Annotated in this window: 26 protein-coding genes; 7 read left to right on the forward strand and 19 right to left on the reverse strand. The window is 60.6% G+C overall.

Translation table 11 applies throughout. The annotated features are described in order from the left end of the window. Positions 1 to 67: 67 nt before the first annotated feature. Positions 68 to 1486: an aminotransferase-like domain-containing protein gene (locus H4W29_RS33370; RefSeq protein WP_192733124.1), complete on the reverse strand. Its 1419-nt coding sequence runs from the start codon at positions 1484 to 1486 to the stop codon at positions 68 to 70. 80 nt (positions 1487 to 1566) lie between these two features. Here H4W29_RS33370 and H4W29_RS33375 point away from each other — a divergent pair, with 80 nt between their 5' ends. Then, positions 1567 to 1821 (forward strand): DUF1127 domain-containing protein, encoded by a 255-nt coding sequence (locus tag H4W29_RS33375; RefSeq protein ID WP_192733125.1) that lies wholly within the window; start codon positions 1567 to 1569, stop codon positions 1819 to 1821. 8 nt (positions 1822 to 1829) lie between these two features. Here the strand turns inward: H4W29_RS33375 and H4W29_RS33380 are convergent, their stop codons facing one another. The 7 genes from H4W29_RS33380 to H4W29_RS33410 all read right to left on the reverse strand — a co-directional run bounded on the left by H4W29_RS33380 (position 1830) and on the right by H4W29_RS33410 (position 7750). Then, on the reverse strand, positions 1830 to 2234 hold the full coding sequence (locus H4W29_RS33380) for a hypothetical protein (protein WP_192733126.1): 405 nt from the start codon (positions 2232 to 2234) through the stop codon (positions 1830 to 1832). 23 nt (positions 2235 to 2257) lie between these two features. Then, complete coding sequence (gene purQ / locus H4W29_RS33385; RefSeq protein WP_192733127.1) at positions 2258 to 2929, reverse strand: phosphoribosylformylglycinamidine synthase subunit PurQ; 672 nt, start codon at positions 2927 to 2929, stop codon at positions 2258 to 2260. Beyond that, positions 2926 to 3480 (reverse strand): RNA 2'-phosphotransferase, encoded by a 555-nt coding sequence (locus H4W29_RS33390; RefSeq protein WP_192733128.1) that lies wholly within the window; start codon positions 3478 to 3480, stop codon positions 2926 to 2928. The genes purQ and H4W29_RS33390 overlap by 4 nt, the downstream gene beginning before the upstream one ends. A 45-nt stretch (positions 3481 to 3525) precedes the next feature. Continuing rightward, entirely contained in the window at positions 3526 to 3768 is a 243-nt protein-coding gene (purS, locus tag H4W29_RS33395) for a phosphoribosylformylglycinamidine synthase subunit PurS (protein WP_192733129.1), read from the reverse strand. 16 nt (positions 3769 to 3784) lie between these two features. Beyond that, positions 3785 to 4549 (reverse strand): phosphoribosylaminoimidazolesuccinocarboxamide synthase, encoded by a 765-nt coding sequence (gene purC, locus H4W29_RS33400; RefSeq protein ID WP_007826228.1) that lies wholly within the window; start codon positions 4547 to 4549, stop codon positions 3785 to 3787. Between the two features lie 231 nt (positions 4550 to 4780). Next, on the reverse strand, positions 4781 to 7135 hold the full coding sequence (locus H4W29_RS33405) for a putative bifunctional diguanylate cyclase/phosphodiesterase (RefSeq protein WP_192733130.1): 2355 nt from the start codon (positions 7133 to 7135) through the stop codon (positions 4781 to 4783). Positions 7136 to 7195: 60 nt separating this feature from the next. Beyond that, entirely contained in the window at positions 7196 to 7750 is a 555-nt protein-coding gene (locus H4W29_RS33410) for an RBBP9/YdeN family alpha/beta hydrolase (protein ID WP_192733131.1), read from the reverse strand. Between the two features lie 160 nt (positions 7751 to 7910). Here H4W29_RS33410 and H4W29_RS33415 point away from each other — a divergent pair, with 160 nt between their 5' ends. Together H4W29_RS33415 and H4W29_RS33420 are read left to right on the forward strand one after the other, a co-directional pair. Next, positions 7911 to 8714 (forward strand): DUF2189 domain-containing protein, encoded by an 804-nt coding sequence (locus H4W29_RS33415; protein WP_192733132.1) that lies wholly within the window; start codon positions 7911 to 7913, stop codon positions 8712 to 8714. A gap of 118 nt (positions 8715 to 8832) precedes the next feature. Continuing rightward, complete coding sequence (locus tag H4W29_RS33420; RefSeq protein WP_192733133.1) at positions 8833 to 9300, forward strand: low affinity iron permease family protein; 468 nt, start codon at positions 8833 to 8835, stop codon at positions 9298 to 9300. Positions 9301 to 9344: 44 nt separating this feature from the next. Here H4W29_RS33420 and purB read toward each other — a convergent pair whose 3' ends face one another. From purB to H4W29_RS33445, 5 genes are all read right to left on the reverse strand, one after another. Continuing rightward, entirely contained in the window at positions 9345 to 10652 is a 1308-nt protein-coding gene (gene purB, locus H4W29_RS33425) for an adenylosuccinate lyase (protein ID WP_192733134.1), read from the reverse strand. Positions 10653 to 10714: 62 nt separating this feature from the next. Next, the gene (locus H4W29_RS33430) at positions 10715 to 11200 is read right to left on the reverse strand and encodes a hypothetical protein (protein WP_192733135.1); all 486 of its coding nucleotides are present in this window, start codon (positions 11198 to 11200) and stop codon (positions 10715 to 10717) included. Positions 11201 to 11202: 2 nt separating this feature from the next. Beyond that, complete coding sequence (locus H4W29_RS33435) at positions 11203 to 11931, reverse strand: DUF2259 domain-containing protein (protein ID WP_192733136.1); 729 nt, start codon at positions 11929 to 11931, stop codon at positions 11203 to 11205. Then, entirely contained in the window at positions 11931 to 12608 is a 678-nt protein-coding gene (gene rpe / locus H4W29_RS33440; protein ID WP_192733137.1) for a ribulose-phosphate 3-epimerase, read from the reverse strand. Before rpe ends, H4W29_RS33435 begins: the two co-directional genes overlap by 1 nt. Before the next feature lie 60 nt (positions 12609 to 12668). After that, a complete protein-coding gene (locus H4W29_RS33445) occupies positions 12669 to 13751 on the reverse strand; it encodes a branched-chain amino acid ABC transporter substrate-binding protein (protein ID WP_192733138.1) in 1083 nt (360 codons plus the stop codon). A gap of 172 nt (positions 13752 to 13923) precedes the next feature. Here H4W29_RS33445 and H4W29_RS33450 point away from each other — a divergent pair, with 172 nt between their 5' ends. Together H4W29_RS33450 and H4W29_RS33455 are read left to right on the forward strand one after the other, a co-directional pair. Then, entirely contained in the window at positions 13924 to 14418 is a 495-nt protein-coding gene (locus H4W29_RS33450; protein ID WP_025668869.1) for a flavin reductase, read from the forward strand. A 10-nt stretch (positions 14419 to 14428) separates the two neighbouring features. Then, the gene (locus H4W29_RS33455; protein WP_112547728.1) at positions 14429 to 14746 is read left to right on the forward strand and encodes a TfoX/Sxy family protein; all 318 of its coding nucleotides are present in this window, start codon (positions 14429 to 14431) and stop codon (positions 14744 to 14746) included. Here the strand turns inward: H4W29_RS33455 and H4W29_RS33460 are convergent, their stop codons facing one another. The 5 genes from H4W29_RS33460 to H4W29_RS33480 form a co-directional block, all read right to left on the reverse strand. Continuing rightward, positions 14747 to 15169 carry an NUDIX domain-containing protein gene (locus H4W29_RS33460; protein WP_192733139.1) on the reverse strand — a complete coding sequence of 141 codons (423 nt, stop codon included), beginning with the start codon at positions 15167 to 15169 and terminating at the stop codon, positions 14747 to 14749. Between the two features lie 8 nt (positions 15170 to 15177). Continuing rightward, on the reverse strand, positions 15178 to 16668 hold the full coding sequence (locus H4W29_RS33465) for a DEAD/DEAH box helicase (protein ID WP_192733140.1): 1491 nt from the start codon (positions 16666 to 16668) through the stop codon (positions 15178 to 15180). A 155-nt stretch (positions 16669 to 16823) separates the two neighbouring features. Beyond that, positions 16824 to 18143: a peptidoglycan DD-metalloendopeptidase family protein gene (locus H4W29_RS33470; RefSeq protein ID WP_192733141.1), complete on the reverse strand. Its 1320-nt coding sequence runs from the start codon at positions 18141 to 18143 to the stop codon at positions 16824 to 16826. A 105-nt stretch (positions 18144 to 18248) separates the two neighbouring features. After that, positions 18249 to 19067: a ferritin-like domain-containing protein gene (locus H4W29_RS33475; RefSeq protein ID WP_192733142.1), complete on the reverse strand. Its 819-nt coding sequence runs from the start codon at positions 19065 to 19067 to the stop codon at positions 18249 to 18251. Then, on the reverse strand, positions 19064 to 19537 hold the full coding sequence (locus tag H4W29_RS33480; protein WP_192733143.1) for a peroxiredoxin: 474 nt from the start codon (positions 19535 to 19537) through the stop codon (positions 19064 to 19066). The genes H4W29_RS33475 and H4W29_RS33480 overlap by 4 nt, the downstream gene beginning before the upstream one ends. A 118-nt stretch (positions 19538 to 19655) precedes the next feature. Between H4W29_RS33480 and H4W29_RS33485 the strand changes: the two genes are divergently transcribed. Continuing rightward, positions 19656 to 23048: a hypothetical protein gene (locus H4W29_RS33485; RefSeq protein WP_192733144.1), complete on the forward strand. Its 3393-nt coding sequence runs from the start codon at positions 19656 to 19658 to the stop codon at positions 23046 to 23048. A 16-nt stretch (positions 23049 to 23064) separates the two neighbouring features. After that, complete coding sequence (locus H4W29_RS33490; RefSeq protein ID WP_192733145.1) at positions 23065 to 23547, forward strand: GNAT family N-acetyltransferase; 483 nt, start codon at positions 23065 to 23067, stop codon at positions 23545 to 23547. 59 nt (positions 23548 to 23606) lie between these two features. Here the strand turns inward: H4W29_RS33490 and tyrS are convergent, their stop codons facing one another. Next, complete coding sequence (tyrS, locus tag H4W29_RS33495; protein ID WP_192733146.1) at positions 23607 to 24863, reverse strand: tyrosine--tRNA ligase; 1257 nt, start codon at positions 24861 to 24863, stop codon at positions 23607 to 23609. Between the last annotated feature and the right edge of the window lie 93 nt (positions 24864 to 24956).

Genomic DNA, 24956 nt, shown 5'->3' on the forward strand with positions numbered 1-24956 from the left:
TCAACGGTAAAGCGCTTGCGGTTCGATTACGGCCTTTTCCACCATCCTGACACTATTTTGCAACAGTTCAGATTTCCCCATCATAGGCAGAGCCGCCGTTTTCCAGAAGTCTTTTCAAGATCATAAGCCCCGACACCATCTCACCTCTATCCTTTGGCGAGGAGATGCCGATGCGCACTCGATGGTAGACTTTCTCGCCGCGGGCCGCCTTGAACTCATCCTCGTCGTCCACGAGCACACCATCCCTGTAGGCGGCATTCTTGAAGGTGCCCGACATCCAGGGTTCCGGCAGTTTCAACCACAGGAAGGGCGCGTGCAGGTGGGATTCGAACTCGAAGCCATGCAACTGCTCTCGAGCGAGCCTGACACGGGCTGACAGCTCGGCAACGCTTGTATTGCGGATCTCGTGCGCCTTGCCGCTCTGAACAAGTCGCGCGCATGTTTCGGCCAGAATGAAGGGCAGGCCACCGGTGACCATCTTATGCGTGACCTTGATACGCTGGGCGAAATGCGGCGGGCAGGCGACCCAGCCGCCACGCACGCCGGCGGCAACCGATTTCGACAGGCCGTTGACCAGGAAGGTGCGATCGGGCGCGATTGCGGCAAGCAGCGGCGTAGCGTCATTGGCCATGCCGCCATAGAGATCGTCCTCGATGATCCACACACCGTGCCGTCTCGCGATGTCGGCAATGGCGACACGCCGCTCATAGGGCATGATGGCGAGGGTGGGATTGTGGACCGTCGGCATCAGAAAGATCAGCTTCGGATGCTGCTGCTGGCAAAGCCGCTCGAAATCCTCGGGAATGACGCCATTCTCATCCGACTCGACCGACAGCGTGCGCCGGCCGAGCAGGCGGACGCTGCGGCTGACCTGCGTATAGGTGAGGTTTTCGAAGACGATCTTGTCACCGGGTGCAGACACGGCAGCGATGACGGCAATTGCCGCCGCATGCGCGCCGAGCGTCGGAACAATGTTTTCGACCTCCGGCGACCAGTCGTTGCGCGCCAGCCAAAGACGGCCGGCTTCGAACCAGTTTCGAGGAAAGCTGCGTGAATAGGAGGAGATTTCCGCGAGATGCTGCTCGCCGATCTCGGCCATGATGCCGGCGATGACCTTGCCCTGACCAAGATCAGGGGCGGCGGTCGTGTCAAAGCGAAGCTTGTTCGCCGGGGCCTCCGCAATGCGCGTGCCGCTCAGCGAAAGAGTGACGGGGTCTACCTGTTCGCTGGGCGGCGTGTCTGCGCGATCGAGCACATAGGTGCCTCGACCGACTTCGCCGGCGACGAGACCGCGCTCATGAACCAGCGCATAGGCGCGGCCGATTGTTCCGATTGTCACCCCGATGTCATAGGCGAGATTTCGCTGCGGCGGCAGCTTGGATCCAGCCGGCAAGGCGCCGGAAGAAATGGCGGATTCGATATTGTCCGCAAGCCGCATATAGACTGGGCCGGAGCCCTGCGAGAGATCTGGGAGCCAATTTGTCATGGTGACAATGAATAGATTGTCACCCTCATCCTGTCAAGATTATGAGACAATCACACGAGCGGAAACAACAGGAGCCAAGGATGTCCGTTGTACCTCAAATAAAGAGCGACATTGTATCGATTGTCTCTATCGATAGCCCGCACGAAATTGTCCTCCCGAGGCGGGCGCCGGCCACGGGTCAGCTCGGGCTCCTGTGGGCAGCCTTCCTTCTGTGGCAACAGAAACGGGAGGGACGCCTGGCGTTGCGCGGACTGACAGCGGATCAGCTCAAGGATATCGGCCTGTCGCGGTCCGATGCCGCACGCGAAGTCAGCAAGTCGTTTTTCTGGGATTAGGCCAAAGCTTAGCTGCAGGCGCGATTGCCACCCGACCAGCGGGTGACATCGGCGGCGATGCGGCCGGCGACCGGCTCGGACATCATCGGCCCGAAGGCCTGCATCTTGGCCGGATTGCCTTCGGCCTGCACGACGAGCAGCGGCCGGCTTTCCGGGCTACCCTTGTGCACCACGAGAATGCGCGGACGACCGGAGAAGGAATTGAGTTCCGGGGCCAGCTTGTAGGCGGCGAATGCTGCATCGCCCGATTTGAACCAACAGCTATTGGCGCCGAGAGCCACGCGCTCCATCGTCGAAAGCGCGCTACGATCCGGCCCCTTTGCAGGCGTCGGGGACTGGCAGGCAGCAACGAGTGCGGCAAGGCCGGCAAAAGCAGCAGCGTTAGCGATGGCTGCGAAATGGCGAGGGTGCATCTATCTTGCTCTTCGGCCGGAAATCAGGCGGCGACGACGTCGAGTGCCGAAGCAAAGAGGCCGCGGCCATCCGAACCGCCGTGAGCGGCCTCGATCAGATTTTCCGGATGCGGCATCATGCCGAGAACATTGCCCTTGGCGTTCATGATGCCGGCAATGTCATTGACCGAACCGTTCGGGTTGGTGCCTTCGGCATAGCGGAAGACGACCTGGCCGTTGCCTTCGATGGCAGCGAGCGTTTCCGTGTCGGCAAAATAGTTGCCGTCGTGATGGGCGACCGGGCAGCGGATGATCTGACCCTTTTCATAGGCGCGGGAGAAATCCGTCTCGGCGTTGACGACTTCGAGCTTGATCTCGCGGCAGACGAATTTCAGCGAGGCGTTGCGCATCAGCGCGCCCGGCAGCAGGCCAGCCTCGACGAGGATCTGGAAGCCGTTGCAGACACCCAGCACCTTCACGCCCTCATTGGCCTTCTCGATGATCGCCTGCATGACCGGCATGCGAGCAGCGATCGCTCCGCAGCGCAAGTAATCGCCATAGGAGAAGCCGCCGGGAATGACGATCAGGTCGACATCAGGGATTTCCGTCTCCGTCTGCCAGATCGTCACCGGCTTGTGACCGGAGATCTTGGTGAGAGCGGCGATCATGTCGCGATCGCGATTGAGGCCCGGAAGTTGAACGACGGCTGATTTCATAGGGTCCCCGCGTCTGGCGAAAGATATTGAACTGGAACGCTTTCGGCGAGCCATACTCCATTGTCCGAGACAAAGAAAGAATGCCCCTCTGAAAACATGCGGGCTGCGTCTATACGCAGGATGATAGTGTCGCCCTTGCGGCGCGTGGCGACGATCTTGGCGGTTTCCACATCACCAGATAGATGAACGTGGTGCCGCTCCATCTTTTTCAGACCTTCACGCTCGATCAGCGGCCAATTCGCCAGTGACGTGCCGTGAAAGAGAATTGCCGGCGGCTCGACTGCCTTCAACGCCAGATCGATTTCGACACTGTGGCCCTGGTTGGCGCGAATTCTGTTATCGACAAGCGCAAAGCGCTTCTTCGGACTGTTCTCGATGATCCCGACAATATCGGCGCGAGTGACGTCGAATTTCGATGTCACCGCCTTTTCGAAATCATCGAAGGATACCCAGCCCTCAGCATCAAGCGTCAGGCCTGCGGCGTCAGGCGCATGGCGCAAAACATAGCTCATGAATTTCGAGACTTCCGTCTCCAGCTTTGCTTCCACCATGACGCCTTGTCCTCAAGGCCCGCCTAAGGGGCAGGCCCGTGATCGTCAGTCGATCGCGATCGCGTAGTTCTCGATGACCGTGTTGGCCAGCAGCTTATCGCACATGGCCTTGAGGTCCGCTTCGGCCTTGGCCTTGTCGGTGCCTTCGAGCTCCACGTCGAAGACCTTGCCCTGGCGGACATGGCCGACGCCGCCGAAGCCGAGGGCGCCGAGCGCGCCTTCGATGGCCTTGCCCTGAGGATCGAGAACGCCGTTTTTCAGCGTGACGGTGACGCGAGCCTTGATCACTTGTTTTTCCCTGCTTTTACTTGACCAAAACGGGGCCGGTGCCGCGCACGGGCTCGTTTTCATTGATGATGCCGAGACGGCGCGCAACTTCGGAATAGGCTTCCAGCAGACCGCCCATATCGCGCCGGAAGAGGTCCTTGTCCATCTTCTTGTGGGTCTCTATGTCCCAGAGGCGGCAGCTGTCCGGCGAGATCTCGTCGGCCAGGATGATGCGCATCATGTCGCCTTCGAAGAGGCGGCCGCATTCGATCTTGAAATCGACGAGCTGGATGCCGACACCGAGGAAGAGGCCGGTCATGAAGTCATTGACGCGGATGGCAAGCGCCATGATGTCGTCAAGCTCAGCCGGATTGGCCCAGCCGAAGGCTGTGATGTGCTCTTCGGAGACCATCGGATCTTCGAGCGCATCGGACTTGTAATAGAATTCGATGATCGAACGCGGCAGGACCACGCCTTCCTCGATGCCGAGGCGCTTGGCGAGAGAGCCGGCTGCGACGTTGCGCACGACGATCTCAAGCGGGATCATCTCCACTTCCTTGATCAGCTGCTCGCGCATGTTGAGCCGGCGGATGAAATGGGTGGGAATGCCGATCTTGTTCAGATGGCTGAAGATATATTCAGAAATACGGTTGTTGAGGACGCCCTTGCCATCAATGACTTCGTGTTTCTTCTTGTTGAAAGCGGTGGCATCGTCCTTGAAGAACTGGATCAGCGTGCCCGGTTCAGGCCCTTCATACAGAATCTTTGCCTTGCCCTCGTAGATACGGCGGCGACGGTTCATTGTGGTTATTCTCTAGTTGTTGGCGCCCTTGGGATGGCGCGCGTGGATCGATCTCGTGGCGTCCCCTTAAAGGAAAAGAGAGAGTTTCACAATCCGCCTGTCACTCCTTCCCCGGTTTCCGGCCTTGGGCGGGAAAACCGCAAAGAGAATCGAAATCTTGCCAAGTGGAGACTACCGCCTTTTTCTTTACGGTGGAATGAAGGCAAAATCTCGGAGGGGTTATACAGGTCTTTATCTGGAGGCTGTTTTGGAGGTGGGCCGGCCCACGGATCGGCGCAGATCCGTCTGCAACGCGCGAGCCTCGCCCTCCGGCTGCCGCCAGCTTTCGCCACGGATGAAAGCCGGGAACTTCAGGCCGGACATCGGCCGGGCGAGCGCATAGCCCTGCAGCATGTCGCAGCCGAGCTCCTGCAGGATGCGGACGTGATCGGCGGTCTCGACACCTTCTGCGGTAACGAGAATATTCAGCGAGCGACCAATCTCGATGATGGAGCGCACGAGCTTTCGCTGCTCGGCCGATTGCGGCAGGTGCCTGATCAGCTCGCGATCGATCTTCAGTGTTTTCGGGCTCAATCGCAGCAAGCTGACGATTGAGGCATGACCGGTGCCGAAATCATCGACCTCGATGTCGATACCGAGTTTCTTCAGCTTCTTGAGATTGGCGGAGACCGCTTCGTCGCAATCGTCAAGCGAGATCGATTCCAGCAGCTCGAAAGAGACCGTGCCGGGCTCGATCTTCAGCGAGCGCAGCTTCTTGCCAAGCTGCGGATCGGACAGTCTCCGGCCGGAGACATTGACGGAGATGCGGGGAATGGCGAAGCCTTCACGGATCCAGGCCTTCCGGTCGGCGATTGCTTGCTCCAGGATCAGCGCATCGATGGTCGAAACGACGTCGAGATCCTCTGCAATGTCGAGGAAGCGATCCGGCGCCAGCAGTCCGTGTTCCGGATGCTGCCAGCGTGCCAGCGTTTCGATGCCGGCGATATCGAGCGTGCGGGCATCGAACTGCGGCTGGTAGAAGGGCACGAATTCGCTACGCTCCAGGCCGATCAGGATTTCATCTGCAAGGCGCTTGGCCGTCAGGATCGTGCGGCGGGCGGCATTGGAGAAGAATTCGTAGCGGTTACGGCCGGAGCCCTTGGCCCGGTAGAGGGCGATATCGGCGTTGAGCAGAAGCTGCTTTTCGTCGAGCTTCGGGCCGCTATCGATGGCGATGCCGATGCTGGCGCCGAAGCGGCAATCATGCCCCTCGTATTTGATGGGTTTGCGCAGCTCGCGGATGATACGCTCGGCGACGGTCGCAATCTTCTTCGAGGGAGTATCGACGATGCAGAGAACGACGAACTCATCGCCGCCGATGCGGGCGACGAAATCGGTGGCGCGAATGGAGTCGCGCAGCACCTTGGCGGCGTGTTTCAGCATATGATCGCCGGCGCGGTGGCCGAGCGTATCGTTTATCTGCTTGAAACGATCGAGATCGATATGAAGAATGGCAAGCGCCAGACCCTCCTCGCGGCAATGGGCGGAGCGTCCCTCCAGCATCTTGTCGAGATACCGGCGGTTCGGCAGGCCGGTCAAATAGTCATGGAACGCCAGATGCTCGATGCTTTCCTTGGCGGCTTCGAGTTCGCGGTTGCGTGCTTCTGCAAGATCCTTTGCGCGCCGCAAGTCGTTGCGCAGCGCCACTTCCTCCGTCACGTCCCAATTGGCGCCGATCAGCTTACGGCAGCCATTGCCATCGATGAAGAAGGCCGAGCGGGCGCGGATGATGCGCTCGGCGCCATCGCCTCTGATGATGCGGAATTCCTGGTGAAAGCCGGTCTCGTTGTTGACGTTTCTTTCGACAGTTTCGCTGACGCGATCGCGATCATCAGGATGAACAGTGCTAAGCCAGGCATCGGCTGCGGAGAAACGATCGGCATCCTCCAATCCGTAGATGGCGATAAGGCGGTCGTCCCATTCGACGGTCCCATGATCGATATCGGCTTCGAAAACGCCGATATCGCTGATCTGCAAGGCAAGGTCGAGGCGGCGGGAGAGCTGCGCCAGCATCTCCGCGGTTTCCTTGCGCCCGGTGATGTCGGTGTCCGTGCCGACCACGCGCTGTGCAACGCCGTTCTCATCCCATTCGACCGGCGCGCCGCGGCACTCGATCCAGACCCAGTGGCCGTCCTTGTGGCGCTCGCGATATTCGAAGATATGATAGTCGGGGTCGCCGGCATTCTGGCGCTCGATGGCGTTGACGACGAAATCGCGATCGTCGGGATGGACGAGTTGCAGCCAGGCTTCGTAATCGCCGTCGGCCTCCTCATCAGGCGCCATGCCGCGAATGCTTTTCCAGGTCTGCGAATAAAATTTCTTGTCGAGGCGATAATTGTGGTCCCAGACGCCGAGGCCGGAGCCGACGAGGGCGTAGTTCCAGCGGCTTTCGCGCTCGGTGATATCTGAATCATCGGTGTAGCTTGCGACCCCGTCGACAGCCTGTTCGTCGCGATTGACATCGGCGGCGGCTTTGGGCGGATGGCTTTGCTTCACAGGGGCGCGCTCTCGCTTTTCTGGCGTCAGCGCAGTGTGCAGTCCTTCCATTAAGAAATGCTTAGAAAGCGATCGCTTAATTCACTGGAAATGCCGGATTTTTTGGCTTTCTCAGCCGGGCAGGCGGCTGAGAAACTGGGCAAAGACCATCGTGCCTTCCGGCCAGGGGCCGTGGCCGGATTCTGAGTTGATGTGACCGGACTCGCCGGCATCCACCAGGAAGGAACCCCAGCTGTTGGCAATGTCATCAGCATGCTCATAGGTGCCGAAGGGATCATTGCGGCTGGCGACCGTAATCGAGGGGAACGGCAGCGGATCGCGCGGGTAGGGGCCAAAGGTCATGAGATGCTTCGGGCGGATATCCGGATTGGCAACATCGGGCGGCGCTACGAAGAAGGCGCCGGCAACGCGCTTTTGAAACAGCGGAATTGCATGGATCACCGAGGGCACCCCGAGAGAATGGGCGATGAGCACCACGGGGCGTGTCGAGGCATTCACCGCTTCGGCGATGCGGACGCTCCAGTCCTCGCGCACGGGCTTGGACCATTCCGCCTGCTCGACGCGGCGCGCGGTGCTGAGTTTTGCTTCCCAGCGGCTCTGCCAATGGTCGGGGCCGGAATTGGTGTAGCCGGGAACGATGAGTATATCTGCGTCTGAAGCTTTCATAGTGCCGCCGATGTGAGAAAGCTTAACCGCGATGTCAAGGGAAAGAGCGACTTAGCTCAAAAAATTTGCTAAGGTCGCTTCATGCCGGTTGCGTTCTCGTGTCGGCCCCTTGTTGCCGACACTTCGCCTCCGGCTCATCTTGGCTGAGGAGGAGAAAGCCATGACGACATTTCATGTCATGACGGGTGCCAGCGAGAGCTTCACACGGCCCGTGATCAACAAGATCAGCATAGCCGACGTCTTCGACGCGCTCAGGCTCGGTTTCGAGGATTTCCGCGAGAAGCCTTCACATTACGTTTTCCTGTGTCTCATGTATCCGATCGCCGGTATCTTCCTGACGATGCTGAGCTCGGGCGCCAATCTTGCACCGATGATCTTTCCGCTGATGTCGGGCTTCGTGCTGATCGGCCCGATCGCCGCAATCGGCCTCTACGAAATCAGCCGCCGGCGCGAGGCCGGACTCGATTCCTCCTGGACACATGCACTCGATGTACGCCATTCGCCGGCTTTGCCGTCGATCATCGCCGTCGGCCTCCTGCTGTTTGGGATCTTCACCGTCTGGCTGGTCACGGCGCAAACGATCTATACGAGCCTTCTCGGCGAGGTCTTCCCGCGCTCCATGTCGCTCTTCCTGCAGCAAGTGTTCGGTACGCCGGAAGGCATGCAGCTCATCCTGTGGGGTAATCTGGTTGGCCTCGGCTTTGCGTTCGTCGTTCTGGCGATCACCGTCGTGACCTTCCCGATGCTGCTTGACAGGGACTGCGGGGCGGTGGCGGCGATGGTCGCCTCGATCCGGGCAACCTTCGTCAATCCGGTACCGATATTGCTCTGGGGCCTGATCGTTGCCGCGTCGCTCGTCATCGGCACAATCCCGCTTTTCGTCGGCCTGGCACTCGCCATCCCGATCCTCGGCCATGCGACCTGGCATCTTTATCGGAAGCTGATTGCCCGCGAAGCCATGTAATGGCGGTATTCCCGGGGCATCGCGAATTTGCGCGATACCCCGGAATTTCAATAGAGCCCGGAACCTCGGAACCTTGCTTGGAGTTTGTCTTGAGCCGACTTCGAAGGAGGATTTCCAGGTGACCTTACGCCACGTGTTTGCGCACTTCGCAACCAGGATATCGGAGTGGGCGGGCAAGCCGGTGACCTTCATTCTGGCGCTTATCGCCGTGATCATCTGGGCTGCTCTCGGCCCTGTCTTCGACTACTCGGAAACCTGGCAGCTGGTGATCAACACCGGCACAACGATCATCACCTTCCTGATGGTCTTCCTGCTGCAGAATGCGCAGACACGCGATACGCGGGCCATCCAGGCGAAGCTCAACGAAATCATCCTGACGAGCCATGCCGAGAACCGCTTCATCGGCATCGAAAATCTCGATGAAGAAGACCTCATGCACCTCGACCGGCTGGTGGCCAAAGCGGCCAAGGGACGGGGTTCGACAGAGATTTGCGAGATATCGGATGAGCCGGTCGACACTTCGATCGGCAAGCCGGAGAAAAAGAAGCGCACTGCGCCGGCTACCGCTTCACGGAAGCGAAAATGAAAACGGCGCCTCGCGGGCGCCGTCTCTGACATCTGTTATGCCGATCAAGCCTGGCCGAAGACGCGGCGGAAGATCGTGTCGACGTGCTTGGTGTGATAACCGAGATCAAATTTTTCGCGCAGATCCGCCTCCGACAGTGCGGCGCGTACTTCGGCATCGGCCAACAGTTCTTCGAGGAAGTCCTTGCCCTGTTCCCAGACCTTCATGGCGTTGCGCTGCACGAGGCGATAGGCATCCTCGCGGGAGACGCCGGCCTGCGTCAGCGCCAGGAGAACGCGCTGTGAATGGACAAGGCCGCGGAACTTGTCGAGATTCTTCATCATATTCTCGGGATAGACCACGAGTTTTTCGATGACGCCGGCGAGACGGTTCAGCGCGAAATCCAGCGTGATCGTCGTGTCCGGACCAATGGCACGCTCGACGCTCGAATGGCTGATGTCGCGCTCATGCCAGAGCGCCACGTTTTCCATTGCGGGAACGACCGACATGCGCACCAGGCGGGCAAGACCGGTCAGGTTTTCGGTCAGAACCGGGTTGCGCTTGTGCGGCATGGCCGAGGAGCCCTTCTGGCCCGGCGAGAAGAACTCTTCCGCCTCGAGCACTTCGGTGCGCTGCATGTGGCGGATTTCGATCGCGACGTTTTCGATCGACGAGCCGATGACGCCGAGCGTGGCGAAGAACATCGCATGGCGGTCGCGCGGGATGACCTGCGTGGAAACCGGCTCCGGCACGAGGCCGAGGGCTGCGCAGACATGCTCTTCGACGACAGGATCGATATTGGCGAAGGTGCCGACAGCGCCGGAGATAGCGCCGGTCGCGATTTCCGCTCGGGCGGCAACGAGGCGGGCGCGGTTGCGGCTCATCTCGGCATAGAAGCGAGCAAAGGTCAGGCCCATCGTCGTCGGCTCGGCGTGGATGCCGTGGCTGCGGCCGATGCGGATCGTATCCTTGTGTTCGAAGGCGCGCGTCTTCAGCGCTGTCAGAACACGGTCCATGTCGGCGAGCAGGATATCGGCAGCGCGCACGAGCTGGATGTTGAACGTGGTGTCGAGTACGTCGGAGGAAGTCATGCCCTGATGAACGAAGCGTGCGTCCGGGCCGACGATTTCCGCAAGATGCGTCAGGAAGGCGATGACGTCATGTTTGGTGACGGCCTCGATCTCATCGATACGGGCAACGTCGAAAGTCGCCTTGCCGCCCTTTTCCCAGATGGTGGCGGCCGCCGACTTCGGGATCACACCGAGGTCTGCCAGCGCGTCGCAGGCATGCCCCTCGATCTCGAACCAGATGCGGAACTTGGTTTCGGGAGACCAGATGGCGACCATATCGGGCCGGGAATAACGAGGGATCATGGGCGAGCGCCTTCATTTCGTGACAGTAGCTGCGGCCCCTGTAGCAAAGACGGCCGGCAATCTCAACGCATGCGTTTGGCAAGAGCCAGGCTGGTGGCAAAAAGACAGATCAGTCCGAGGGGTAAAAACAGCCCCAGACCAAGAACGAGGAACTGATAAACGGCGCTGGCGCCGGTAAAGACAAACTGGAACATCCAGATGACCGAGCCGAACGGCGAATGCCAGCGGGAATAGAAAATCCGGTAGTCCATGGCGAAGAGAAAGGCCGTCATCAGGACCGTGCCCACCGTCAGCACCAGGAAGAATGCGGCAAAACGCGACTCCACCTGATGACCGAGCGCAAGATAGCGCCCGGCAAGCAAGTTGAAGGGCCAGGAGAGCAGCCCGCCGCCGAAATAGAGGATGGAGAGATCGAGCACATGGCTCGTCTCCCATCCATTGCGCAGATAGAGGCCGGCCATGGCGGAGAGCAGCATCTGAACGCCCCAGAGCGGGGCGCCGATGAAAAGCTCAGGGTAGGAAGGCCATGCCGCCCGCAGACGGTTCATTCTCAGGGGTGAACCGGAACGGCGATCCAGCGGCCATTGCGGCCGTCCGGAGAGGCGCTCAGCGCCAGGATGAGGGCGATATGGACAGGCTTGCCCGATTCCGGCTGATAGACGAGGGCGCCGCCCATGCGATATTCCACGGTACAGCCGCGATCTGCCGGCAGCGACTTGTCCTCATGCACCAGCTGGCGGTTCGGCGCACCATCTTTCTCGATGAGCTGCAGGGTGAAGCCGATGACGCGGTTGACGCCCTTGCAGCTTTCCGGCTTGGCGACTTCGGCATCGCCGAGCAGCAGCGAATAGGCGCCCCGCGCCGGGCCGTCACTTGCAATCGTCGTGTAACGGATCGTTTTCATCGGCGAGCCGAGCTCGGTCGGCGGATTGAAGGCAGCAATCAGGCCGGGATTGGTCAGAAGGTCGTACTTGTCCATCTGCTGGCGGGCTGCCGTCAGATTCTGGCGGCGCGCCTTAGACAGATCGGCATCCTTGTCGGTCAGTTCCAGATGAAAAGGCGTGCCCTCGAGATCGGCACCGGTATCGGTATCGATGAAATAGGTCTCCGAATAGGGGGTCTTGCCATCCTTCATGCCGAATTCCTGGAAGGCAAAGACCTTGCCGTCGGCGGAAAAGCCGACAGGCTGCATATTGGCGATATCGCCGGCTGAGGCCGTGGCAGCCATGCCGGTCAGCAGGGCGGCGAGAAATCCGCCCATGAACATGCGCTTCGTCATCAGCGAGCCCCCTCAGCCGCGTTGCGAAGGGCGGAAATGGCCTGACGATAGGCCTCGACCGAGCCGCCCTTGAAAATTGCCGATCCGGCGACGAGCACATTGCCGCCGGCCTTTGCCACGGCAGGCGCGGTGTCGACCGTCACGCCGCCGTCCACCTCAAGTTCTATCGGGCGGTCACCGATGAGTGACTTTGCCGCGGCGATCTTGTCTACCATTGCCGGAATGAATTTCTGGCCGCCGAAACCGGGGTTGACGGACATAATGAGAATGAGGTCGACATCGTCAAGCACGTTCTCGACCACCGAGAGCGGCGTTGCCGGATTAAGCGTGACGCCGACCTTCTTGCCGAGATGGCGGATCGTTTGCAGCGAGCGGTGCAGGTGCGGTCCGGCCTCGGCATGCACGGTTATGCGGTCACAGCCCGCCTTTGCGAAGGCCTCCAGATAGGGATCGGCAGGCGAGATCATCAGATGGCAGTCAAAGGTCGCATCCGTATAGGAGCGCAGCGACTTGATGACATCAGGGCCGAAGGAAATGTTCGGCACAAAATGACCGTCCATGACGTCGAGATGGATCCAGTCGGCGCCGGCCGCGGTGACGTTGCGCACCTCTTCGCCGAGCTTTGCAAAATCTGCCGCCAGGATCGACGGTGCGATGCGAATGGGCAGTGTCGTCATGGGTCTCGGTCTCCATTTCAACCGGTGGCGGGCGAGCCGCTCACGGCAAATTTCAATAGGTCAGTCCGTCCCGTCGGCCGGCGGGACGAAAGCGTCGCCGCGCCATTCGAGAAGGCGATAGGGATTTTGCGACAGTTCATGGGCCGGCGTGAAGGTGACTGGGCCGATCGGCGTATTGAACTGCGTTCCGATCAGCTTTTCGGCCACCGGCTTGCCTTCGGCCACGGCCGCCTGCACGGCCTGATCGGCAATCAGCGCGGCTGCGGCTGCCGGCAGGACATAGCCTTCCGGTTCGATTCCCGCTGCTCGCAAGGCCTCGACGGTCGCAGTCGCGTCCGGCAGAAGCGCATATTCGGGAATGGCGACGGCGCGTACGCCATCCGCCAGCACGAGCGGCTGGTTTGCGGCGCGCATCGCATCGCCGCTCAGAATGTCGAGCGGTATGTTTTCAGCCTTGGCGTCACGGGCGATGATGGCGACATCGTTCCTGTCACCGCCGATGAAGACCTTGGTGGCGCCGGCCCGCTTCAGGCGGCGCACGAGGCCGATCTGCTGTTCCTGTCCCGGTCGGTAGGTGTCGGTAAAAACAGGCTTCAGGCCATTTTCTTCCAGTGCGTTGCGCACGGCTTCCGTCAGTTCGCGGCCGTGGATCGTGCCATCCTCGATGAGGGCGATCGGAGAGGCCGTCCATTGCTGCAGAATGATCTGAATGATCCTGGCGGCTTCATCACTATCCTGCGGACCGAGGCGGAAGAGGGGCCAGCCGTTCTTCAGCGAATCTTCCATCAGGATTCGCGAGCGCACCGACACGGTGATAACAGGAATATTGGCGTCCTTCAGCTTCGGCAGGGCGCCTTCCAGCGTCTCGCTGCAGAGGAAGCCGATGGCGATCTGGACCTTGGCGGCGATCAGCGCATCGGCGACCGCCTGGCCGCTATTGTCCTGGCAGGTCTCATTGACGGGAACGACCGTATTACCCGCCCGCTGGATCTCAAAATTCGCGCCGGCGGAAATCTGGGCGCCGAGCGAGGCGAAAGTGCCGTCCTGCGGCGCCACGACGCCGATCGTCACGCCGGCCGCGCGGCCTTCGGCCGTCAACGCCATGAGCGACAGAAGGGCGGCTATGACACGCAGGCTCATCATGAAAGGTGCAGGTCTCTCGTCTTGTCCATGCCCTTTTATCCGCACGGCAGCAATCGTCAAAGAAAAACAAGCGTGTTCTGCAGCTTTTAGAGCGTGCCATTGTAGAAAAGGTAACCGATGCCCGCCATATTGGTGAAATAACAAAAACAAGACACTGATTGTGGAGAAGCATGTGTTGAACAGGCAGCATATCGATCCCGGCCTCTATCGCGATGCCATGAGCCGCTATGCCGGCCATGTGCAGCTCGTGACGACGGCGCTTGGTGAAGCCCGCCGTGGCGTCACCATCACGGCTGCCTGCTCGGTATCCGACAATCCGGCTTCTGTCCTCGTCTGCCTCAACAACACCAATGAGAAGAACGAGATCTTCTGGCGCAGCGGCATCTTCGCGTTGAATTCGCTCGGCGCCCACCATCAGGGTGTTGCCGATGCCTTTTCAGGCCGCACGCATCTGGAAAATGGGGATCGCTTCTTGAGCGCCCGCTTCGAAACGCTGGCAACGGGCGCGCCCGTGCTTGCCGATGCGCTTGCCGTCTTCGACTGCCGGGTGACCGACATCAAGGAAATGCCGACCCACAACGTCATCTTCGGCGAGGTCGCTGCCGTTCGCTTCACCGAGATCCACCCGGCGCTTCTCTATTTGAACCGTGGTTATCACACGATATAGGCTCAGCAGAATGGACAATGCCGGCATCGAGGAAATGTTTCAATCGCTTGGCCCCGTCACCATCAAGCGCATGTTCGGCGGCAAGGGCATCTACCATCTCGGCCGTATCCTGGCACTCGAAGTGCGCGACGAAATCCTGCTGAAGGCCGATGAAGAGAGCGCTCCGGAGTTTGCCGCGGCAGGTGCCAGCCAATGGTTCTACGAAGGCAAGAAGGGCGCTCCGGTGAAGATGCCCTACTGGAGCATTCCCGACGAGGCTTATGACGACCCCGATGTCATGGCGCGCTGGGTGCGGCTTGCCTATGAGGCCGCGTTACGGGCCGAATAATCAGCGCAATTGCCCGGCCGGAAGAGCTGATATAGCCACTCTGGTGAAAGCCGACAGCGGCTCCGGCAGATCGGCAAGTCCGAACCAGCCGAAATCCGAGAGCTTGTCCGGTTCCGTCAGTTGTGGCTCGCCAGTCACTTCGCGGGCGATATAGAGAAGGGAAATCCAGTGCTGGCGGTCGGCTTCGATAAGCTGCTCGGTAGAGCCGATCTGCTCGACGCGGCCGACGGTGAGGCCCGTTTCTTCTTCGGCTTCGCGGCGCGCGGCTTCTTCGGCGGGCTCCATATGGTCGACCTTGCCGCCGACGATATTCCAGTAGCCGGCTTCAGGCGGACGCACTCGCTTGTAGAGAAGGATCTTGCCGTCGCGCAAAATCACCAGGCCTACACCGAGGCCGGGGAAATCGATGCCGGGTCTGCCCATTGAGGGTCTCAGATCTTGGCGTTGGCCGCGATCAGCATGAAGGCAGGGATGTCGTCGCCGAATCCGACCGGTGTCGGGCCATCGTCGTGATCACGGTGGCGGCGACGTTCGCGATTGTCATCATTTGCCGGATAGGGCCGATTGCCGCGCGCATTGTTCTGCGACTTCTGTTCTGCTTTGCGCTCGTTCTTCACGCTGTCGGCCTTTGCTGCTGCTTCCACGACTTCGCCACCATTATCTTCGGCGTTGATATCAGATTTATGACTCGAAGACCGGCGATCGCGGCCACGATCCTTATCCCGCTCACGACCCTTTCCGCGGCGGGGAGACCGCTCGCTGTCGCGGCTTTCTTCAGCCGGCGGCAGGGCGGAGAGATCGCCGTTCAGCCATTCGACCTTTTCGCCGATCAGCTTTTCGATCGCGTCGGCATGTTTCTGGTCGCGGCGGGTGACAATGGTGAAAGAAGCCCCAGAACGACCGGCGCGGCCGGTACGGCCGATACGGTGAACATAGTCTTCCGAATGGATCGGCACGTCGAAATTGAAGACGTGGCTGACATCGGGAATATCGAGGCCGCGGGCGGCGACGTCAGAGGCAACGAGCAGCTTGATGTTGCCATCCTTGAAGTTGGCAAGCATCGTCATGCGCGAGCGCTGGTCCATATCGCCATGCAGGGCGCCGACGGAAAAACCGTGACGTTCCAGCGAGCGGAAGAGATCGGCGACATCCTTCTTGCGATTGCAGAAGATGATCGCGTTCTTGAGGTCTTCCTGGGCACGAATGAGATCGCGCAGGACGGCGCGCTTCTCGTAATCCTTATCGTGAGAGGCGACGAAACGCTGCGTGATGGTCTTGGAAGCCGATGCGGGCTTGGCGACCTCAATGCGCTCCGGGTTCTGCAGGAAACGGTCCGCAAGCTTCTGGATCTCCGGCGGCATGGTGGCCGAGAAGAACAGCGTCTGGCGAGTGAAGGGGATCAGTTTGGCGATGCGTTCGATATCGGGGATGAAGCCCATGTCGAGCATGCGGTCGGCTTCGTCGATGACGAGGATTTCGACACCGCTCATCAGGAGCTTGCCGCGCTCGAAATGGTCGAGAAGGCGGCCGGGGGTGCAGATCAGCACGTCTGCGCCGCGCTCCAGCTTGCGGTCCTGATCTTCAAAGGAAACACCGCCGATAAGGAGGGCGACGTTGAGACGGTGGTTCTTGCCGTATTTTTCGAAGTTTTCGGCAACCTGGGCGGCCAGTTCGCGGGTCGGCTCCAGGATCAGCGTGCGGGGCATGCGGGCGCGGGCACGACCTTTTTCCAGAAGCGACAGCATGGGAAGAACGAAGGAAGCCGTCTTGCCGGTGCCGGTCTGGGCGATGCCGCAGATGTCGCGACGCTCAAGCGCGAAGGGAATTGCTCCGGCCTGAATGGGAGTAGGGATCGTGTAGCCCGCATCGGTAACAGCGGAGAGCACTTTGGGGCTCAAACCAAGTTCAGCAAATGTCGTCAAAGGGAAAACTGTTTCCGTTTCGTTCGGCCGGTCTCTGGCGAGTCGGCAGGATTGCATGCCGCAATGGTGGGCGACATATTCCGAAACGGCCGACAAGTCAAGGAATAGCGTCTCCACCCCAGGTAGCGAGGTGAAGCGTTCGTTACCGCGACCGGCTATTTTATATAAGTGGCAAGTTTAAGGCCGGCATTCATGAAATAGATCGGATCGACGGCGCGCCCATCCTGGCGCACCTCATAATGCAGGTGGGTGCCTGTTGAGCGACCCGTGCTGCCGGCGAGACCAATGACATCGTTGCGGTCGACCGTATCGCCGACCTTGACCAGAATTTCCGACATATGGCCGTAGCGCGTCGAAATGCCGTTGCCATGATCGACCTCGACCATGTTGCCGTAGCCGCCGGTCCAGCCGGCTGCAATCACCTTGCCGGGCGCGGTCGGGCGGATCCTTTCCCCCGGCGAGAAGCGGAAGTCGATGCCGGAATGAAGCGCAAGCCGGCCGAGGAATGGATCGCGCCGGTTGCCAAAGGGGCTGGTGACTTCCTTGCCGATGGCCGGATTGCGGAAAGGCAGGGATTCGGCGGTGCTGCGCACCGCTTCCAGACGTGTCAGCGCGCCATCGAGCTGGATCAGCGAATTGTTGAAATCGTCGTTGCTTTCCGGTTCCACATATGGGCCGCCGACTGCGTCTTCGTCTTGCTTGGCGGCGATCGTCTCGGCCGGAACGGCGATATGGAAGCGGTCGAGCACGCCTTCGATCGTATTGGCGGCGTTGCCGGCGTCGCTCGTCAGCTGGTCGATGCGGTTTTTCTGATCCTGCTCGACGGTCTTCAGCGAGAGCGTGACCTTGGAAAAGATGCGGTCTGCGCGATCGCCGACGGTTTCCTCTGACGGAACATAGGCGAGGGTGGAATTATCAGGCACTCCTGCATCGGCCGGCTGATTATCACCTGCCAAAAGCTTACCGATCGCCTTCGCGCCGCCGTTCAGCGAAGCACGCTTGTCCTTGACGTCAGGTGCATAGGATTGTGCCCGTGCATCGGCTGCAGGAGCGTCCTTGCCCGTCAGGCCGGAGCTTTCGGCGCGGTCGAGCAGATTATCAAGCTTACCGTGGCGCGAGGTCAGAGCCATCTGCTGCTCCATCAGCTTGTCGACCTTGTCCTCGACCACCTGCTGATCGAGTAGCTGGCGGGAGGTGATACGGTCGACCTGGGCGCGCAATGCCGCGATGCGGTCTTCATAGTCATGCTGCATACGGGCCTGGCGGGCCATGGTCGCGCCGATCAGGTCATCGCGTAGCACGAGGTAGGAGGTGGCCAGCAAATAGCCGATTGAAAAGACGCCGATTAAGCAGAAGACGAGGGCGGCCATCCAAGGCTTCACCGTCATGTGACGCACCTTGTCGCCACTGGCAAGAATGAGGACGTGTTCCTGTGCCCTCTTGCCGAATACCCGACTGTGATGTCCGTTCGTCACCGAGGGTCCCCCGAAGATTCGCTTTTAGCGCCTGCCCCATTGGGAGATGATTACATACTTTTATGGTTAACAGTCAGTTTACACCGGCAAGCGAGAGCTTACCAATCAGCTCTGGCTGGTGGACGTCAGCGCGCGGTAAAAGGAGGGGGTCAGGCCGGCTTCGGCGCGCGCTACATCGTTGAACGGCGCCTTTAGCGGACCGCGAAAATTGGCCCGCACCAATTCCTGAAACGCCCTTGCGGGATCACGCTTTTCGCGGGCGCAGAGGAAGCGGAACCATTTGGCGCCGACGGCGACATGGCCCTTCTCGTCATTGTAGATGACGTCAAGCACCGCCGCACTTTCGAGGTCACCGGTTTCGCGCATCTTGGCCTGCAGGGCAGGCGTAACATCGAGGCCGCGCGCTTCGAGAATGAGCGGCACGACGGCCAGGCGCGCCGTCAGGTCGTTGCGGGTCGAATGCGCCGCCTGCCAGAGGCCGTCATGGGCGGGCAGATCGCCATAGTCGGCGCCGAGATCGTTGAGGCGCTTGCGCACCATGCGGAAGTGCTTCGCCTCCTCGAAGGCCACCTGCATCCAGCCGTCGAAGAAGGAATTCGGTACATGCGCCGACGCGAATCGCGCCACGATGTCGAGCGCCAGATCGACGGCGTTGAGCTCGATATGGGCAATCGCGTGCAAGAGGGCGACGCGGCCGGGCACGGTATGCAGCGAGCGCTTCTCAACCTGGGTCGGCGGCACCAGCAGAGGCTTTTCCGGCCGGCCGGGACGCTCGGGCAGCGGCGCGTCCAAGGGCGAACGCAGCGAGATACGACGTGCGAACCACCTGGTAGCGCTTTCCTGCGCGAGCTCCGTCTTGCGGTCGAGATCTGCCGAACGGATCGCATCGATCGCGCCACCGCGCAGCGAAGTGATCGCCGTCACGCGGCAAGATTCCGGACGGCTTCGAGCACCGTTGCCGCATGGCCCGGCACCCTGACCTTCTGCCATATGGTGGCGATGGTGCCGTCCCTGCGGATCAGGAAGGTCGTGCGCTCGACGCCCATGAAGGTGCGGCCATACATCTTTTTCTCCTTCCACACGCCATAGGCCTGCAGCACCGTTTTCTCTTCGTCCGAGGCAAGCGCCACCGTCAGCTTGTGCTTCTTGATGAAGCGGTCGTGGCAGGTGGCCGAGTCAGGCGACATGCCGACAATGGCGGCGCCGACGGCTGCAAACTCATCGGCAAGCGCGGTAAAATCCAGAGATTCGGTCGTGCAGCCCGTCGTGTCGTCCTTGGGGTAGAAGAACAGGACCACCGGCTTGCCGTGATAATCAGAGAGAGAAATGCGCCCGCCGCCGTCGCGCGGGAGGCTGAAATCAGGAGCACGGGAGCCAATACCGGGTGCGGACATCTCAAAACTTTCTTTTGCCGGGTTTAGGAGAGATACTATATCAGGCAGGTTATATAGTGGATGAAACGGCGTCCCGCCCAGAGCCATTCAAATCAGATTCAGGAGTTTCCCAAGGCGCATGTCAGCCATCCGCGGCGAAAAGGTCACGTTCAGCAAGAAGGACATCGTCGCCTTGCACAGCCTGCCTTCAGCGCAGGTGGAGGACCCTCTTATCGTGCATTGCCCGCCGCCACGCTCCCGCATGCGCGGCACGGCGAAGGCCACGGGCGGATTCTGCGCGGTCATCCTGTTCATCCTGGCGGCGATCGTCTTTACCATCGAAAGCGGGATCATCGACGCACCGCTGTCGCAGCAGGCGCAGTCGGCGCTGAACAGCGCGCTCGGGCCGCGCTATCGCGCCGAGGTCGGTTCCACCGTCATTCGCTTCACCTCCGGTCTTCGGCTGGCACTCGAGGCGAGGGACGTCAACATGATCGACCAGCAGAGCGGCCAACATCTTTCCACCACATCCTCCATGCGGATGGCGCTCGATCCGCTGCAACTCTTCCGCGGTCGCATCGCCATATCATCGGTCGAAGCCGACGATATCGCCCTCGACACCTCGCTGCTTCCATCCACCGCCCCCATCAAGCTTGATGATCTGCGCGTCGATGCCATTCCGGCGGCAATGGAGACGATCTTTTCCCACCTCGACCTGTTCGAAAACTTCGTCGAACGTGGCGCTACGGACTCGGTCCGCATATCCGGTATCGATATCAAGCTTGCGGATACGGCAAACGGGCCGCTTTCGCTCGTCGTCGACAATCTCGCCTTCGAACATGCCGGGCCGAACTCGCTGCAGCTCAGCGGCCAGATTTCCATCAACGGCGAGGCGGCCGATCTCAATGTGATCACTGAGCAGGCGGGCGGGCACGCAACCCGGCTCGTCGCCACACTGTCGCATGCTGACCTGACGCCCTTTGCGCTGAAGCGCAACGAGCAGGGCGAGATCCGCCAGGGCCTCAACACCTTCGGCGACCTCACCATTTCCGCAGTGAGAGCTACCGACGGCGTCAAGCCATCGCTCAATGCGGCTCTCAAACTCGATCCGGGCTTTATTTACGTCGACGGCGATTCTCAGGAACTGACGGACGGGCAACTCAATCTGGCCTACGATTTCGACAAGCAGTCGTTGGAGATCGCCAAATCGCAGCTGCATCTCGGCGCGACCGTGCTGCCGTTCAACGGCGCGCTGATCGACCTCGACAAGCTTGATCCGAATGCAGGCAAGGGGTTCGGTATCGACGCGCTGATCAGCGGCGGCACGGCCGCACCCAATTCCGGCGAGCAGCCGCTGTCCTTCGACCTGCAGGCGACCGGACGCTATCTCGTCGCCGGCCGTGAATTCCAGTTCACGAACATGGTGGCTTCCTCTCCGCTCGGCTCCCTCTATGGGGCGCTGCACATCCGGCTGAACGACAAATCACCGGAGATCAGTTTTGCCGGCCAGTCGCAGCAAATGCAGACGACGGCGGTCAAGCAGCTCTGGCCTTTCTGGATGGCGTCCAAAGCGCGGGTCTGGGTGCTGGCAAACCTCTTCGGCGGCGTGGTGACCGATGCGTCTATTTCGGTCTTCATTCCGCCGGGCCGGCTGGACGAGGCAGCGGGAGGACGCGGCCTGCGGCTCGACGAAAACCAACTCCGCATCGCCTTCGACATCGCCGGTACGCGCCTGAATGTCGCCGGCGAGATCCCACCGGTGCGCGATACGGCAGCCCATTTCGACCTGACGGGCGGGAGAGCGACGATCTCACTCAAGAGCGGCATCTCCTATTTCCCATCTGGGCGTTCAGTGACGGTGCAGCCGGGCACCTTCGTGATGCCGTCAGTCTACGACAAGCCGCTGATGGCGGATGCCGACATTTCCGTTTCAGGCGAAGCGGATGCGGTGGGCGAGCTTCTGACCTACAAGCCGATCAAGGTGTTGCAGCGCGCAGGCTTTGTGCCTGATGACCTCAAGGGCATCATCGACGCGCATGTGCAGGCGCATTTCGGACTTCTGTCCTCGCAGAACCCGCCGCCGCCCGAATGGGAGGCGCAGATGAAACTCACCGATGTCGCGCTTGCAAAGCCGTTCTCGGGACGAGTCATCACCAATCTCGACGGCATGCTCGATGCCGATCCGCAGCAAGTGAAAGTCAAGGGCAAGGCCGACATCGATGGCGTCTCCGCCGATATCGATATGCTGGAACCCGTCGACAAATCTTCCGGCATCGAGCCGCAGCGCGTGATTACGGCAACGCTCAACGGCGACCAGCGCGACAGGCTGCTGCCTGGCCTATCCGGAATCCTCGGCGGCAGCGTCAAGATGGTGCTGACGCGCGTCGACGAAGACCGGCAGGACGTGCAGCTCGATCTCAGCAAGGCGTCGCTCGATCTGCCCTGGATCGGTTGGTCGAAGGGCAGCGGCATCCCGGCCAATGCCGAATTCGAGGTTTCCGGCCCGCCTGACAATACGCAGGTCAAGAATTTCCGTCTGAAGGGTGATGGCTTCGGGGCGACCGGGGCACTCATGATCGGCAAGAACGGCTTGATATCGGCGGATTTCGATAGCGTGAAACTGTCTTCCGTCGATGATTTCGGATTGTCGCTGAAGCGCAGCAAGGGCGGCTTCGATATTTCCGTATCCGGCGCCAGCGCCGATGCGCGACCGATCATCGCCCGGCTGAAATCGGATTCGGGCGGCGATAGTGACGGCAGCGACAACAGCAGCGTGAGCGTCAAGGCGAAGCTGCAGAAGATCGTCGGCTTCAACGACGAGCAGATCGGCAATTTCCAGGCGCAGATCGCCATGAGCGGCAGCCGGCTGCAATCGCTGAATTTCTCCGGCATTACCGATAGCGGCGAGGCGGTCGTCAGCCAGATGCAGGGCGGCGGCGTCATCAACGTCACCAGCGGCGATGCCGGCTCCGTCTCACGCTTTGCCGATCTCTACCAGCATATGCAGGGCGGGCTTCTCAATCTGGCTATCCGTCTCAATGCGGGTGGCGGCTGGGATGGCTCGCTCGACGTGCGTCGCTTCTCGATCGTCAACGAGCAGCGCCTGCGCTCGATCGTTTCCACACCTGTCGGTTCTGACCAGCGCACGCTCAACGAAGCCGTCAAACGCGACATCGATACCTCCTCACAGCACTTCCAGCGTGGCTTTGCCCGTGTCGTTTCGCGCGGCGGCGCAATTTCCATCGAAAACGGCGTGCTGCGCGGCGACCAGATCGGCGCCACCTTCCAGGGTGTCGTGCGCAATGCGAAGGGCAACATGGACATGACCGGCACCTTCATGCCGGCCTATGGCCTCAACCGGCTGTTTGCCGAGCTGCCCCTGATCGGCGTCATCCTCGGCAATGGTTCGGACCGAGGCCTGATCGGCATCACCTTCAAGCTGACAGGCAAGTTCGACCAGCCGAATCTGCAGATCAACCCGCTCTCGGTGATCGCGCCCGGCGTGTTCCGCCAGATCTTCGAATTCCAGTAAGTCGTTGGGGGTTTCGGTGCAGAACTCCATCCTGATCCGGCCTTATACGCCCGAGGATAGCGACGCGACGATCGAGATCTTCCTCCGCGCCATCCGCGAAGTCTCGTCACGCGATTATTCGCCTGCACAGATCAATGCCTGGGCGCAGGTGGAAGATCCCGCCAAGTGGGCCGAGCGCCGGATAAGCCGCCCGGCCTGGATCGCAGACATTGACGACAAGCCGGTCGGCTTCTCCGATCTCGTCGCCGATGGTTGCCTGGACATGATGTTCGTGCATCCGGAATTTCAGGGGCTCGGTGTTGCAAGCCGGCTGCTGGCGCGTGTCGAGCAGGAGGCGCTGGTATCAGGCATGGAGCGGATCTACACGCATGCGAGCCTGACGGCGCGACCATTTTTCGAGCACAAGGGGTTCGTCGTGGTCACTCAACAGATCGTCGAAAAGCGCGGGCAGAAGCTCGACAATTTCGTGATGGAGAAGTTCTACCCGCCTTCATCCTGAACAGGCAAAGAAAAAGCCGGCGGGAAGGCCGGCTTTTCTCCTGGTATCGCTGGCGCGGTTTACGCTGCGCGGCGGATCAGGATGTGCTTCTTCTTGCCGAGCGACAGCTTGATGACGCCATCGGCGGTGATTTCGCCGCTGCCGATCATCTTGCGTTCGTCGCTGACGGCCTGGTCGTTGATGCGCACCGCGCCGCCCTGAACATGACGGCGGGCTTCTCCGTTCGAGGCGGCAAGACCGGCGCGGACAATCAGCGACAGGAGGCCAATGCCGGCGTCGAGCTCGGAGGCGGGAACCTCGACCGACGGCAGGTTGTCGGAAAGGCCGCCTTCTTCAAACGTCTTGCGGGCCGTCTCGGCTGCCTGCTCCGCGGCTTCGCGGCCATGCAGGATCGCGGTGACCTCGGTCGCCAGGATCTTCTTGACCTCGTTGATCTCGGAGCCGGCAAGTGCCGAAAGGCGGGCGATCTCATCCATCGGCAGCGTCGTGTAGAGCTTGAGGAAACGCGAAACGTCCGCATCCTCGGTGTTGCGCCAATACTGCCAGAAATCATAGGCCGAGAGCATGTCGGCATTCAGCCAGACGGCCCCGGTCGCAGACTTGCCCATCTTGGCGCCGGAAGAGGTGGTCAGCAGCGGCGAGGTCAGCGCATAGAGCTGCTTGGTCCCCATGCGGTGACCAAGGTCGATGCCGTTGACGATGTTGCCCCACTGGTCCGAACCGCCCATCTGCAGGCGGCAGTCGTAGCGCTTGGCAAGCTCGACGAAGTCGTAGGCCTGGAGGATCATGTAGTTGAATTCCAGGAAGGAGAGCGACTGTTCGCGGTCGAGGCGCGTCTTCACGCTATCGAAGGACAGCATGCGGTTGACCGAGAAATGCTTGCCGACATCGCGCAGGAACTCGAGATAGTTCAGCGAGCGCAGCCATTCGGCATTGTTGATCATCAGCGCGTCCTTCGGACCTTCGCCGTAATTCAGGTAGTTCGAGAAGACGCGCTTGATGGAGGCGATGTTGCCTTCGATCGTATCGACCGTCATCAGCTGGCGGGCCTCTTCCTTAAACGAGGGGTCGCCGACCATGCCGGTGCCGCCGCCCATCAGCGAGATGGCGCGATGGCCGGTCTTCTGCATCCAGTGCAGCATCATGATCTGGATGAGCGATCCGGCATGCAGGCTGGGTGCGGTCGGATCGAAGCCGATATAGGCCGTCACGGTTTCCTTGGCGAAAAGATCGTCGAGGCCGCTTTCATCGGAAATCTGATGAATGAAGCCGCGCTCTTGCAGCGTGCGGAGGAAATCGGACTTGAACTCAGGCATGGGCTTCGTCTCTTGAACGTCGAACGGGAATGGGATTGACGCTTGTTGAAGTGTCGCGGCGCGTTTAGCACTGTTTTTCCGAAAGTGCATCCG

This window comes from Rhizobium viscosum (assembly GCF_014873945.1).
Classification (GTDB): domain Bacteria; phylum Pseudomonadota; class Alphaproteobacteria; order Rhizobiales; family Rhizobiaceae; genus Rhizobium; species Rhizobium viscosum.

What these genes read in the sequence shown, in the direction of transcription:
- rpe (WP_192733137.1), bottom strand. Translation starts at nt 12,608, where the DNA reads ATGACGACACTGCCCATTCGCATCGCACCGTCGATCCTGGCGGCAGAT.
- H4W29_RS33410 (WP_192733131.1), bottom strand. Translation starts at nt 7,750, where the DNA reads ATGAAAGCTTCAGACGCAGATATACTCATCGTTCCCGGCTACACCAAT.
- H4W29_RS33445 (WP_192733138.1), bottom strand. Translation starts at nt 13,751, where the DNA reads ATGATGAGCCTGCGTGTCATAGCCGCCCTTCTGTCGCTCATGGCGTTG.
- H4W29_RS33460 (WP_192733139.1), bottom strand. Translation starts at nt 15,169, where the DNA reads ATGGGCAGACCCGGCATCGATTTCCCCGGCCTCGGTGTAGGCCTGGTG.
- tyrS (WP_192733146.1), bottom strand. Translation starts at nt 24,863, where the DNA reads ATGCCTGAGTTCAAGTCCGATTTCCTCCGCACGCTGCAAGAGCGCGGC.
- H4W29_RS33405 (WP_192733130.1), bottom strand. Translation starts at nt 7,135, where the DNA reads ATGGAAGGACTGCACACTGCGCTGACGCCAGAAAAGCGAGAGCGCGCC.
- H4W29_RS33455 (WP_112547728.1), top strand. Translation starts at nt 14,429, where the DNA reads ATGGACAATGCCGGCATCGAGGAAATGTTTCAATCGCTTGGCCCCGTC.
- purB (WP_192733134.1), bottom strand. Translation starts at nt 10,652, where the DNA reads ATGATCCCTCGTTATTCCCGGCCCGATATGGTCGCCATCTGGTCTCCC.
- H4W29_RS33370 (WP_192733124.1), bottom strand. Translation starts at nt 1,486, where the DNA reads ATGACAAATTGGCTCCCAGATCTCTCGCAGGGCTCCGGCCCAGTCTAT.
- H4W29_RS33430 (WP_192733135.1), bottom strand. Translation starts at nt 11,200, where the DNA reads ATGAACCGTCTGCGGGCGGCATGGCCTTCCTACCCTGAGCTTTTCATC.
- H4W29_RS33375 (WP_192733125.1), top strand. Translation starts at nt 1,567, where the DNA reads ATGTCCGTTGTACCTCAAATAAAGAGCGACATTGTATCGATTGTCTCT.
- H4W29_RS33485 (WP_192733144.1), top strand. Translation starts at nt 19,656, where the DNA reads ATGTCAGCCATCCGCGGCGAAAAGGTCACGTTCAGCAAGAAGGACATC.
- H4W29_RS33390 (WP_192733128.1), bottom strand. Translation starts at nt 3,480, where the DNA reads ATGGTGGAAGCAAAGCTGGAGACGGAAGTCTCGAAATTCATGAGCTAT.
- H4W29_RS33435 (WP_192733136.1), bottom strand. Translation starts at nt 11,931, where the DNA reads ATGACGAAGCGCATGTTCATGGGCGGATTTCTCGCCGCCCTGCTGACC.
- purQ (WP_192733127.1), bottom strand. Translation starts at nt 2,929, where the DNA reads ATGAAATCAGCCGTCGTTCAACTTCCGGGCCTCAATCGCGATCGCGAC.
- H4W29_RS33415 (WP_192733132.1), top strand. Translation starts at nt 7,911, where the DNA reads ATGACGACATTTCATGTCATGACGGGTGCCAGCGAGAGCTTCACACGG.
- H4W29_RS33380 (WP_192733126.1), bottom strand. Translation starts at nt 2,234, where the DNA reads ATGCACCCTCGCCATTTCGCAGCCATCGCTAACGCTGCTGCTTTTGCC.
- purC (WP_007826228.1), bottom strand. Translation starts at nt 4,549, where the DNA reads ATGAACCGTCGCCGCCGTATCTACGAGGGCAAGGCAAAGATTCTGTAT.
- H4W29_RS33480 (WP_192733143.1), bottom strand. Translation starts at nt 19,537, where the DNA reads ATGTCCGCACCCGGTATTGGCTCCCGTGCTCCTGATTTCAGCCTCCCG.